The sequence below is a fragment of the Amycolatopsis sp. NPDC051903 genome (assembly GCF_044452505.1).
GTDB lineage: Bacteria > Actinomycetota > Actinomycetes > Mycobacteriales > Pseudonocardiaceae > Amycolatopsis.
In genome coordinates, this window is the sequence record NZ_JBITBT010000008.1 from 1 (window position 1) to 11831 (window position 11831).

The window sequence follows — 11831 nt, forward strand, 5'->3', positions numbered from 1 at the left end:
ATGCGGTGGTGTTCGTCGTCGTAGGCCAGGAACGCCAGGCTGCCGTTGTCGTACGCGGGTTTGGCGCCCAGCACGAGGCAGTACCAGTCGCGCATGGTGTCGAGCCGGTTGGTCTGCAGGACCACGTGCGACAGTTTGACCGGAGACTTCGACCGTGGTGGTTGCGCCGCGCTGGGGAGTACCCGCTCCGCGACGTGGAATCCGTCGACGGCGGCCGGGAGTCCACAGTAGAGGGTGGCGTGCAGGAGCAGTTCGCGGATCTCCACGGCGGTGACGCCGTTCGCGACCGCGCCTTCGAGGTGCATTGCCAGCTCGTGGTCGCGGCCCAGGGCCACCAGCATCGCCAGGGTGACGAGGCTGCGGTCACGACGACCGAGACCCGCTCGCGCCCAGATGTCGCCGTAGGCGTGCCGGGTCACGATGTCCTGCAGCTTGTCCGTGAACCACGTCGCCGATTCAGTTTGCGTCTCGGCGCCGGCTGAGCCGAACATCGCGCGCCGGATGGCCAAGCCGCGCTCGTGGAAATCGTCTTCGATCATGGATCCTCCTTCTGGGCAAAGGGAAGTCCGTCAGATGACGGTAACGACCTCGTCGTAGGAAAGCCTGGGCAGCCGGGGAAACCAGGCGTTCGGGCCGGGCCGGCCGATGTTCACCACGACCAGTGAAGTGAGCCGGCCGTCGGCGAAGAACTCCCGGTCGACGCCGGCCGCGTCGAACCCGATCATCGGGCCGGCCGCGAGCCCAGCGGCCCGGACCGCGAGGATGAAGTAACCGATCTGCAGGGTGGCGTTGAAGCGCGCCGAGTTTTCCCGGACGGCACGGTCGGCGTACGCGTCGCCCGCGTTCGGCCGGTGGGGGAAGATCTTCGGCAGGTGCTCGTGGAACTCGAGGTCGGCCGCGAGGATCGCGACCGCCGGCGCCATCGCCGTCTTCGGCCGGTTGCCCTCCGCCAAGTAGGGATCCAGGCGGGCGCGGGCCGCGCTCGACCGGAGCACCAGAATCCGCAGCGGTTGCTGGTTCATCGAGGTGGGTGCGAACCGGAAGAGGTCGTAGATCGCCTCGAGGTGCTCGTCGTGCACGGGCTCGTCGGTGAACGTGTTCGGCGTCCGTGCGCTGCGGAACAGCAGTTCTTGAGCGTCTTCCGCCAGTTCGAGCCGCGCGTTCGGCTCGGTTTCGATATCGCCCGTCATGTGAGATTTCCCTTGGGTGTCAACCGCTTCGCTTTCTCGTTCACATGTTCTCAAGGGTGAGGCCGGGCCGGAAGACAGCACATCAATGTCGGGAACGCACAGCACTGTTCGTTGCTTCGGCTGGGCAGCTTTCGCCTGGGCGACAACAGCTTGCCCGCCTCTGCGAGGTTCGCCGCGCGGGTGTGCCGTTCGTCCGCTGCTGAGCAGCCATCCGACGAAGCCGGCGACCATCCTCTCCGCTCGTCTGCTGCGGCGCGCCGTTCGACACCGGTTACCGACCGCTAGTTCGGGGGCAGTTGTAACCACTCCTGGAATTGAAGATGCTCGTGCGCGACTGCGAAATTTCGGGACGCTGTGCCCGGAGTTGCGCCGATCACGTTGTCCGGCGGCTAGCGGGGGAGGGGCAGTTGTGCAGCTCGTCGGCCGCAGGGGGGCCGGTCAACTGTGAACTGTCGAGAAAGGATTTTCGATGCACCGTCTCACTGTGCTCTATCGCCCGCCGGTGGACCCCAAGCACTTCCGTGAATACTACGTCACCACGCACCTGCCTTTGGCTGCGAAGCTCCCCGGGCTGATCCGGTCGGACTACTCGTTGGACGTGGCCGCGCTCGGCGACGAAAATCCGTACTTCGCGGTCTTCCACGGCGACTTCGAATCAGCTCAGGCCATGGCCGCAGCGCTGGCGTCCGCGGAGGGCAAAGCCGTGGCCCGCGACGTGCCGAACTACGCCACCGGTGGCGTGGACATGATCCATTACGCGCTGGCCTGAGTGGTGGTTCGAGGGGCTGCGCACTGCGCAGCCCCGATCGCTCGCTTGTTCCCGGGCTGAAGTAGGGCCAGCTCCTGGCCGAGCGGCTCTCGGGGGCGCCCGTGTTGGCCTGGCTGTCCTTGAACCGTTTGACCTCGTAGCTCCCGCCGACGCACGGGGTGGGCGTCACTCTTGTTCGGGAACTTCGTCCTCCCCGCGGTAAGACCCCGGGGCTTCGCCGCCGCTGAGTACGTGGCGATCGAAGCACGCGACTTCGACGTGCGCGGCGTGTGGGCGCCGCCGTCCGTGGCGGCCATGCGGGAGACGCCACCGCGGGCCGTGGCCGGGTGGTCAGGGCACTCGCATCGACAGAGGAGTTGATCACCTTGGACGGGCAGAAGCTGCAGAAGATCGCGGGCGATTGCGCTGTGGAACTGCCGGGCGCCGACCTGGAGCATCATCCCGACTGGGAGCGCTACAAGGTGCGCGGCAAGGTCTTCATGCTCATGACCGACATGCCGGGGCGCCCCGTCGTGATCCTGAAAGCTGATCCGGACAACGCCGCGGCCCTGCGTGAGCAGCACGCAGACATCACCCCCGGCTATCACATGAACAAGAAGCACTGGATCACGGCGGAAGGTGGGGGCACGCTCGACGCGAAGCTCGTGAAGGAGCTCGTGATCGACTCCTACCGTCTCGTGGTCGGCGGACTTCCCCAGTCCCAGCAGCCCGTGGATCCGCGCACCTACGGCCGCCACGCCTGACTCGGTCGCGAGACATACCGCGGACGAGTTCGCCCAGAAGGCCACGAAACTTCTCGTCGAAGAACAAGCCCTCGCCGCCGGCGACCGCCGTGATCGGGCGGTACCTCCCGATCGCCAGGTCCGAACTTCCCGATATCACCTTCGCCCGCCGTCCGACCGGGCCACGGTCCGCTCCGCGGTAGTTGATCACGCGGTGCGCGGGCTTACGGTGGGACGCATGCGGGTGGTCGTGGATGGTGAAGCGATGCAGGACGCGCACGGTTTCATGGCGAAGCTGCGCGAGTCGGCGCCGGTGTGCCCGGCTTCGGAGGCCCGCCAGGCGGCGGCTGTCCTCGTCACCCGTTACGAGGACGTGCGTGCCCTCGTCGGCGACGGCCGCGTCCGCCACGACGTCCGGTCGAAGGCCGAGCAGGAAGCCGCGGCCGAGCAGCGCGAACTCACGCCCCGTGAAGAGCTGATGCACCGGGCGCTGGGCATCAGCATGATCTACCGCGACCCGCCCGACCACACGCGGCTGCGCAGGCTGGTGAACCGGGCCTTCACCCCGCGCGCGGTCGAACGGCTCCGCCCGCGGCTGTCGGCGGTGATCGACGAACTGATCGACGCGTTCGCTCCGGGCGTGCCGGTGGACCTGGTGGCCGACTTCGCCGTGCCGCTGACCACCTTCGCGATCTGCGAGCTGCTCGGCATCCCGCAGGCCGGCCGCGGCGCGTTCTGGGGCTGGTCGCAGGAGATCAACGACGCCGAACTCGGCGACGGCTACTACGAGGCGCTCGCCGAGGCCGTCGAGTACCTGACCGCGTTGATCGAACGCAAGCGGGCGAACCCCGGGCCGGACCTGCTCTCCGAACTCGTCGCCGTGTCCGATGAGGACGGTGATCGGCTGAGCGCGGACGAGCTGGTCGCCACTTCGCTGCTGCTGTTGATCGCCGGGCACGACACGTCGGTGCACCTGATCGCCAACGCGGTCCTGTGCCTGCTGACCTCGCCGGACCAGCTCGCCGTGTTGCGCGCCGATCCTTCGTTGGTGGACAACGTCGTCGAAGAAGTGCTGCGGTACGAGTCCCCGGTGAACATCCTGCCGCCGCGGTTCGCGGGCTCGCCGATCGAGCTGGCCGGAGGGACCATTCCGGAGGGCGAAATGGTGCTGTTGTCGGTGCTGTCGGCCAACCGCGACGAGTCGGTGTTCCCGGACCCGGACCGGTTCGACATCACCCGGTCAGCCACCGGACACCTGGCCTTCGGACACGGCATCCACTACTGCCCGGGTGCGCCACTGGCCCGGATGGAGGGTCGGCTCGCCGTGGCCGCCTTGATCACGCGGTTTCCGCACCTGCGGCTCGCCGTCCCGCAGGACCGGATCCGGTGGCGCGACAGCACGTTGATGCACGGCCCGGAGAGCCTGCCAGTCCGGACCGGGCAGTGATGGTGTCCGAATCGGACGGTTACGTGCTGGGCCGGTCCGCGGCCGAGACCGATCGGCTGCGCTTGCAAGCCGAGATCTACGGGCCCCACACCGCGTTCCTGCTGACCCGGGCCGGTATCGCACCCGGTATGCGGGTGCTCGACGTCGGTTGTGGCGCGGGCGACGTGACCATGCAGTTGGCCCGGCTGGTCGGGCCGGGTGGTGAGGTGATCGGTGTCGATGTCGACCCGGCCGTGCTCGCGGTGGCCGGAGCCCGGGTGGCCGATGCCGGGCTGACGAACGTGTCATTCGTCGAGGCGCGGCTGCCGGACGTGCCGCTGGACGAGCCGGTGGACGCGGTGGTCGGCCGACTGATCCTCACCCATCTCGAGGAACCGGCGCCGACCGTGCGGGTGCTCGCCGAACTGGTCCGCTCCGGCGGGGTCGTCACCTTCCAGGATTTCGTCAGCACCCGCACTCGAACCGTACCCGCGTGCCCGATCACGACCCGGACCCTCGACTTGATCACCGCGGCGGCCGGGGTGGTCAACCTGGACATCAACTTGGGAGAGCGAGTCCATTCGATCCTGAGCGATGCCGGCCTGTCGGTCGTGGGCGCGGCCACAGCCGCCCCCGCCGGTTCGGCGGACTCACTCGCGCCGCACTACATCGCGGAACTCGCTCGCAGCATGCTGCCGGTGATCACCGCGCACGGCCTGGCCACCGAGGACGAGGTGGACGTCGGCACCCTCACGAAGCGAATAACAGAGGAGATGACAAAAGCCGGCGCCCTGCTTTGGCTGCCGGACCTCGCTGCCGCGTGGGCGCGCGTCCCGTAGCGGCACCGTTGCCCGCGGACCCACCGGACCTGACAACTGCGTTCGGTGTTGCTCGTGTTGTTTGTGTGCTCGGACGCGGACGACCTGCACCCGCGACTCGCGATGGTGCGCCACAGCGGCTGCTCGTCACTCCCGACGCTTCCCATGCCGACTCGAGTGCCGGGCCACCACGTCGCGGGCTTCCTCGGTCAGTGGCCGGCCGGAGACGAACGCCGCAGCCCGCAGCCGGGCCAGCGCCTCGTCGGTGCTGGTGTTCTGCTGGACCGACAGGAGACCGACCGCGATGTTGATGTCCTCATACGCCGCGGCACTGCTGATGTGCTCGGGCAGCTCGCGATCGGCCTGCAGGGCCGTCGCGAGCAGCTCGACCAGGTCGTGGACGTCGGCCAGTCCGGCCGGGGATCCCCCGGCTTCGGCGAGGTAGAGGGTCATCGTGCCGAGCGGGGGAGCGGCCGCGGTGGCCAGCGGGAACGCGAACACCGCACCGACCCCGCATTCACCCGCAGCGCCGACGAATCCCGGCCACACCCCCGCGTGCTCGGACAGGTCGGTGACGGTGACCGGCTCGCCAGTGGTGAACGCGGTGATCGACGGTCCCTCGCCGGTGAGGTACTGCAGCTCCTCGGCCTGCCGTCCCCACCGGCCGGTGGCCGCGAGTTCGTGCTGCGTCAGTCCGTGCCCGCGGATGGTGATCACCACCGCGTCGACATCGCGCACCAGGTGCGCCGCCGCCGCTGCCACTGCCTGACTCACCGGTGGGTCGGCCTGGTGAGCGGCGCGGGCGAGGTGGCGCCGCATGATGTCACGCCGAGCCGACCGGGTCGTCACGTATGCCGTGGACAGCGTGCGCTGCGGCGCCGAGCATTCCTCGGCTCGCCGACGGTCCGCCTCGGCATCGGCGCGGTGCTGGGCAGCCTGCCGCCGGCAGGCGAACACGTTCCCGACTCCGTGCTCCGCTGCCCGGTCAAGCCCTCGCGCGGCCCGCTCGTGCGCCGCGGCCGCGCGCAGAAAGCCCTGGCGCAGGCTCTCCCTCGCGCCGGCCGCGCGCTCCTGCGCGGCCCGAACCCGCTCCCCGGCGTGAGCCGCGGCAGTACCACCCGGCTCGGCACGCCCACGGCTGGCCAGGGCGGCTCGACGCATCGCCAGCTCGCGTGCGCGGGCACCCGCTGCCTGCCCTCGCGCACGAGCACGCTCTGCTGCGTGTTCAACGGCTGTGGTCACTTCCCCATGATTCCCCGTCGGCAGTCGTTCGACCAGCAGAAGAACCCCGTGCTGGTGTCACCTTCTTGCGGTCGACGTAGACCAACGCGCCCTGCGCTTTCGGCAGGGCGGCGCTCACGGTTGCTTCCTCGAATAAGGCGACCACCGCCGGGGGTCCGGGGGCGGAGCCCGTGGCGGGTTTTGGGGGTCCGACCCCCAATGTGATCGCGGAACAGAAAAGGCTCGTGCTCTCCGCGAGCACGAGCCGACCATCTGTGGACCCTGGGGGACCTTACTCGAACAAGGTGACCACAGTCGGGGGTCCAGGGGGCGAAGGCCTTTGGCGGGGGCTTGGGGGTTCGACCCCCAAAAGACACAACGAAAAGAGCCCCGTTTGCGCTTTCGGCAAACAGGGCTCCCCCGCGAATGGAGTGGAGCTAAGGGGACTCGAACCCCTGACCCCCTCACTGCCAGAAAGGTCCGGACCAGGCCGCTGACCTGCGGTTATAGAGAACCGGCTGGTCCGGTGATGTGGTTGGTGGCAGTTGAGCGCAGCTTGACGCCGTTGATCGCCGTTGATCACATGCCGCTGCTCCAGATCTGCTCCAGGATCGGTGGTGCTGCGCAGGCCAGGCGGCAACATTTTGCGCGGGCCGGAGTTGTTGTTCCCGTTAGGGAGCGTGTCGGTCGGAGGCGTGGCGTGGAGTCGTCGGTGTGATGGCCGCCGCAGGTTTCCCGCTTGGCCGGATCTGGCATGCGAGGTCCTGCTTCGTCGTGGTTCTCACCGCTGCGCGACCGCCGGTGGTCGCGCAGCGGTCGTCTGCTGCTGTGGGGACTGCCCGGGAGCGGACTTCTGTGACGAGAGGGTCGCGTGGCAGGTTGGTCCGTTTTGTTGATTTTGCCGCTCAATTTCCCATGAGGCGGCTTGGGGAGTTGCGGTCACTTTCCGTCGAATACGCCGCTTGGTCTATTTCCGCGAGTAATGCCGTTTGGCAGAGTGATCTTGGGTTCGTCGGGGGCCCAGCGGGTTGGCTGGTGCTCTTGGCGAGGGGAATGTCGTGCGTTCCGTTGGTGTGCGCTGGCGCGCTGTTGTCGTGACGGCTGCGGTCGTGTTGAGCTCTGTGGCTTTGGTGCAGCCGGTTATCGCGGCTCCGGCCGCGAACGTGCCGGATTCGGCGCCGGACGAGGCGACGGCGACGGCGTACGCCCGGGCGGGCGACAAGCAGGTCGAAGTGTCGTCCGAGACCACGGAGACGTCGAAGACGGTCGCGAATCCGGATGGTTCGTGGACGTTGACCGAGTACACGAACCCGGTGCGGGTCAAGCAGGGCGCCGGCTGGGTGCCGATTGACACGACGCTGGTGCGAAGACCCGACGGTTCGATCGGTCCGAAGGCCGTCACCGTGGACGTGAGCCTCAACCCCGGCGGCACTGGTTCAGCGGCGAAGCCGATTGTCCAGGCGGGAGAAGACGGCACGGCGGTCGGTCTGAAGTGGGCCAGTGACCTGCCGGAGCCGACTCTTGCCGGTGACACTGCTATTTACTCCGAGGTTCTTCCGGGTGTCGACCTGACGGTCAAGGCGGCGACCGAGGGCTACACCGAGAATCTCGTCATCAAGACCCCCGAAGCGGCGCAGAACCCCCAGTTGCGGGATGTGCCGTTCGGTCTGTACACGCACAACGCGACGGTCTCCGTGGCTGAGGGCGATGGGCGCGGCACGCCGGCCCAATCGACGCCGACGGACGGCCTCGAGGTCAAAGATTCCAGCGGGCAAGTCGTCTTCGCCGGCGACGCCTCGAGGATGTGGGACTCGTCTGGTGAAGGCTCCCAGGCTGAGCAGCAACTCGGCGAAGGCGGCGGCCGCCACGAAGCAATGATGGACTTCACACTCACGCCGGACAAGGTGACGATCACGCCGGACGAGGCGTTCCTCGCCGACCCGACCACGAAGTACCCGGTGTCCCTGGACCCAAGCAACTGGTGCACCTCCTGTGGCATTCAGTCGCACGTGGTGGTGCAGTCCGGGCACGCGGACGCGCACAACTGGAACGCCTCCACGGGTGACCTGTCGAACTTGAAGGCTGGGTTCGAGGATTACGACAGCGCTGCGAAGTCGCGGTCGTACATCCAGATGAACACCTCGCGCCTCGGCGGTACGGTGATCAAGTCCGCAACCTTGAACACCACGATCCAGCACAGCTACAGCTGCAGCCCTGATCCGACCGGCCTGTGGATCTCGAACCCCGCCAACAGCGGCACGACCTGGAACCAGCAGCCGAGCTGGCCGTACTGGGTGTCCGACATGAACGTCGCGAACTGCAGCGACGCGCCGAATGTGGTTGGACAATTCAACGCACTCAAAGCAGCGCAGGACGCGGCGGCGAACTACTGGCAGAGCGCGTGGTTCGTCCTCGCGGCCCACAATGAGGTCACCACCGCTGCGTGGCGCCGGTTCGATCTGAACCCGTACTTCCAGGTCGACTACGACTCCTACCCGAATCCGCCGGCGAATTTGACGATGCAGAACGGCGTGCTGCCGTGCGCCAGCGGCCCGAACCGGCCGTGGGTGTTCACCAAGACGCCACAGCTCGCCGGGCGGGTGTCCGATCCGGACGGCGGCACGCTGCTGGCCGGGTTCAAGGTGGGCGCCGGGACAGCGGGCAACAGCACCAATGTCCACGACAACAGCGGCAGCCCCGTGACGGTCGGTACGCCGGGTCCCAACCAGGTGGCGATCGCGCAGTTCGCGGCTGTTCCCAGCGGGTGGATCGCAGGGGATGGCGTCTACAACTGGTCTATGCAGGTCAGCGATGGTCAGCTGTCGTCGCCCTGGGTGGGCAACTGCGAGTTCACCGTCGACTCGACAGTGCCACGGGCGCCTTCGGTGACCATGACCGGCACACCGCCGGAGCACCAGAACGACAGTGTGCACTTCGGTGTTTCGGTGGGCATGGCCACAGCCGGGCTCTACGACGTCGACCATTTCATCTACACCACCGACGGTTCCGAGCCGCAGCCGCAGGGCTCGCCCAGTGTCAAGGCGACCCAGGGTACGGATGCGAACGGCAATCTGATCGCCACGGCTGACCTGTCCGCGTTGGCGATCAACGGCAACCAGAACTTGATCAAGGTCAAGGCGGTGAACAGGGCCGGGACGCCGGGCCCGGACGCCACCTGCGTCACCAGCGGCAACCTCGACGCCGGGTCCTGTTCCTTCCACGTGCTGCCCTTCACCCCTTCCGTCGGTCTGGTGGGGGCGTGGCCGCTGGATGAGATGGGCGGCCGGATTCTGGCCGACACCGCGAACACGACACCGAACAACGACGGCGTGGCCGTGCACACCGCGAGCTTGATCGCCGGTGGTGACTGGGTCGCCGGTTACGACCACGGCAACGCCTGGACCCACCCTGACACCGCCGGCTACAGCGAAGGCGCCAAGGGCGCGCTGACCCTGGACGGTTCCAGCGGCTATGTCACCACCAGTGGTCCGGTGCTGGACACGACGAAGTCGTTCAGCGTGGGCGCGTGGGTGAAGCTGGCCAACACCAACGGGTTCCAGACCGTGATCTCCCAGGACGGCAACCAGGGGAGCGGCTTTTACCTGCAGTACTCCAAGGACGACAACGCGTGGGCCTTCAGCATGCTGGCCGCCGACCAGGCCAATGCCGGTGTGGTCCGGGCGAAGTCGACGAAGCCTCCTGCGCTGGGGGTCTGGACCCATGTGGCCGGTACCTATGACGCGTCGACGGGGACGATGACGCTCTACGTCGATGGCGCCAAGCAGGCCACCAATGTCAGAACGGGTTGGGCTGCCACGGGGAATCTGGTGATCGGTTCGGGCAAGTACAACGGGGCCCGGGCCGACTTCCTGGCCGGTCAGGTGGACGACGTGCAGGTGTGGCAGCGGGTGCTGTCCGCGCAGGACGCCCACGATCTGGCCAACGCCGCCGTCCCGTTGGCGAAGTACGGCCTGGCCGAAGGCTGCGCGGACGTCCTCGGCACCACCGTCCCGTCGCTGCAAAGCAACTGGGCCCTCGATGACGGCACGGGCAGCACCGCCAATGACACCAGCGCGTTCGGCAATGCCATGACCCTCAACGGCGGCTACGGCTGGACGAGCGGCCACACCGCAGGCGCGGTCCACTTCGACGGTTCCACCGGCTACGGCACCGCGGCGCCGGCGGTGGACACGACGCAGTCGTTCACCGTGTCCGCGTGGGCCAAGCTGGACGACGCCAACGGCTACTACACGCTCTTCACCCAGGGCGGTCAGCACACGGCGGCGTTCCAGTTGCGCTACTCGCCGGACGTCAACCGGTGGGTCTTCGGGATGACCACCGCCGATGACGACACCGTCGACAACTACCACTGGGCATTGGGGAGCCAGGCGCCACAGTGGGCGCCTGGACCATGCTGACCGGGGTCTTCGACCAGGAGACGATGCGCGTCCGGCTGTACGTTAACGGGAAGCTCGAAGGCCAGAACACCGTACCCACCGTGTGGAGCGCCCAGGGTGCTTTCACGGTCGGCTCGAACATCGGCGTCGGAAACTTCTTCAAGGGCTCCGTCGACCAGGTCCAGGGCTGGGGCCAGGTCCTGACCGATGACCAAGTCGCGTCGCTGTACGGCCACCGATATTTCGACACGATCAGCAAGACGACCGGGACTGGTTCCGGCGGCGTGAGCCTTGCTGCAGACGACAACGCGTGCGCCGCGCGTTTCGACGGGTCCGGGACGGGACAGATCGACTCGGGCCGGCCGGCGAACCTGCGCACAGAAAAGTCCTACACCGTCGAAGCGTGGGTGTACCACTCCTGGACAGCCGATGACGTGGCCGCGCACGGCGCGATCGACCCGAACGGGCGAGCCGTGGTGGGCATGGATGATCCGCAGTTCTCTGCCGAGCTGCTCGGGTATCACCCTTTGCCGGATGCGAATGGTGTTGTACATCCCAAGTGGACGATGCTCATCAGTTCCACGCCTACCGACCCTGGAGCGTGGTGGGCGGTCAGTGACGCCGACGCCGTCGACAACACCTGGGTTCACCTGTCAGCGACCTACGACGCGTCGACCGGCACGATGGCGTTCTACGTCAACGGCAAGAAGCAGAACACCTACCTGGGCACGACCAACGGCCAGGGCATCACCAGCCGGCCCAGTACCGGTGATCTGTTCATCGGACGGGGCGTGTGGAACGGCCAACGCTCCGACCAATGGTATGGCGATGTGGCGGGCGTACGCGTGTACGCCGGTGTTCGCGACATGGCTCTCGTCGGCAGCGACCGAGTCGAAGACGATCCCCGCCAATTGCTCGCGGGCTGAGTACACCGAAATTCTTCCAGCCTCGAGGACAGGGTTTGTGATGCGCGCGCGGTTTCGGACGAGTAGCCGGGTCAGAGCAGACGACGTCGGTAGGTACGCATTGAGCGACGGCAACATCGTCGACAACGCCTGGACCCATCTCGCTGTCTCGTATTACGCGTCGACGGCAATGGTCACGGTGTCTGTCGACGACGTGAAGCATCACCTCCTCCTCAACACGGCCGACGGTGGAGGCACGTCCAGCCCGTACTCGGGAAGCCGGCCTGTTCCTGGGCCGGGGAATCCGAGGCGGGACCGCTCTGACGAGTGTTACGGGAGCGTGGCCGGAACCAGTGTGTATGAGGGCGTCCGCGGTGTCGCAA

Annotated in this window: 9 protein-coding genes; 6 read left to right on the top strand and 3 right to left on the bottom strand. The window is 67.4% G+C overall.

The window, feature by feature from the left end:
- Positions 1–539 (bottom strand): carboxymuconolactone decarboxylase family protein (locus ACIA77_RS19740; RefSeq protein WP_395887342.1); only part of this gene is annotated, 539 nt, incomplete at its 3' end.
- Positions 540–569: 30 nt separating this feature from the next.
- Positions 570–1190 (bottom strand): malonic semialdehyde reductase, encoded by a 621-nt coding sequence (locus ACIA77_RS19745; RefSeq protein WP_395887343.1) that lies wholly within the window; start codon positions 1188–1190, stop codon positions 570–572.
- A 469-nt stretch (positions 1191–1659) separates the two neighbouring features.
- On the opposite strand from ACIA77_RS19745, the gene ACIA77_RS19750 reads away from it, so the two are divergent.
- The 4 genes from ACIA77_RS19750 to ACIA77_RS19765 all read left to right on the top strand — a co-directional run bounded on the left by ACIA77_RS19750 (position 1660) and on the right by ACIA77_RS19765 (position 4946).
- On the top strand, positions 1660–1959 hold the full coding sequence (locus tag ACIA77_RS19750) for an EthD family reductase (protein WP_395887344.1): 300 nt from the start codon (positions 1660–1662) through the stop codon (positions 1957–1959).
- A 365-nt stretch (positions 1960–2324) separates the two neighbouring features.
- A complete protein-coding gene (locus ACIA77_RS19755; RefSeq protein ID WP_395887345.1) occupies positions 2325–2702 on the top strand; it encodes an MmcQ/YjbR family DNA-binding protein in 378 nt (125 codons plus the stop codon).
- A 217-nt stretch (positions 2703–2919) separates the two neighbouring features.
- Complete coding sequence (locus ACIA77_RS19760) at positions 2920–4128, top strand: cytochrome P450 (RefSeq protein WP_395887346.1); 1209 nt, start codon at positions 2920–2922, stop codon at positions 4126–4128.
- Complete coding sequence (locus tag ACIA77_RS19765) at positions 4128–4946, top strand: class I SAM-dependent methyltransferase (RefSeq protein ID WP_395887347.1); 819 nt, start codon at positions 4128–4130, stop codon at positions 4944–4946. Before ACIA77_RS19760 ends, ACIA77_RS19765 begins: the two co-directional genes overlap by 1 nt.
- Before the next feature lie 126 nt (positions 4947–5072).
- Here the strand turns inward: ACIA77_RS19765 and ACIA77_RS19770 are convergent, their stop codons facing one another.
- A complete protein-coding gene (locus ACIA77_RS19770; RefSeq protein ID WP_395887348.1) occupies positions 5073–5699 on the bottom strand; it encodes a hypothetical protein in 627 nt (208 codons plus the stop codon).
- A 1505-nt stretch (positions 5700–7204) separates the two neighbouring features.
- Between ACIA77_RS19770 and ACIA77_RS19775 the strand changes: the two genes are divergently transcribed.
- Both ACIA77_RS19775 and ACIA77_RS19780 read left to right on the top strand, forming a co-directional pair.
- Positions 7205–10564, top strand: a complete 3360-nt coding sequence (locus tag ACIA77_RS19775) for a LamG-like jellyroll fold domain-containing protein (RefSeq protein WP_395887349.1) — start codon at positions 7205–7207, stop codon at positions 10562–10564.
- The gene (locus ACIA77_RS19780) at positions 10543–11469 is read left to right on the top strand and encodes a LamG-like jellyroll fold domain-containing protein (RefSeq protein ID WP_395887350.1); all 927 of its coding nucleotides are present in this window, start codon (positions 10543–10545) and stop codon (positions 11467–11469) included. The genes ACIA77_RS19775 and ACIA77_RS19780 overlap by 22 nt, the downstream gene beginning before the upstream one ends.
- Positions 11470–11831: the final 362 nt, after the last annotated feature.

What these genes read in the sequence shown, in the direction of transcription:
- ACIA77_RS19760 (WP_395887346.1), top strand. Translation starts at nt 2,920, where the DNA reads ATGCGGGTGGTCGTGGATGGTGAAGCGATGCAGGACGCGCACGGTTTC.
- ACIA77_RS19765 (WP_395887347.1), top strand. Translation starts at nt 4,128, where the DNA reads ATGGTGTCCGAATCGGACGGTTACGTGCTGGGCCGGTCCGCGGCCGAG.
- ACIA77_RS19750 (WP_395887344.1), top strand. Translation starts at nt 1,660, where the DNA reads ATGCACCGTCTCACTGTGCTCTATCGCCCGCCGGTGGACCCCAAGCAC.
- ACIA77_RS19745 (WP_395887343.1), bottom strand. Translation starts at nt 1,190, where the DNA reads ATGACGGGCGATATCGAAACCGAGCCGAACGCGCGGCTCGAACTGGCG.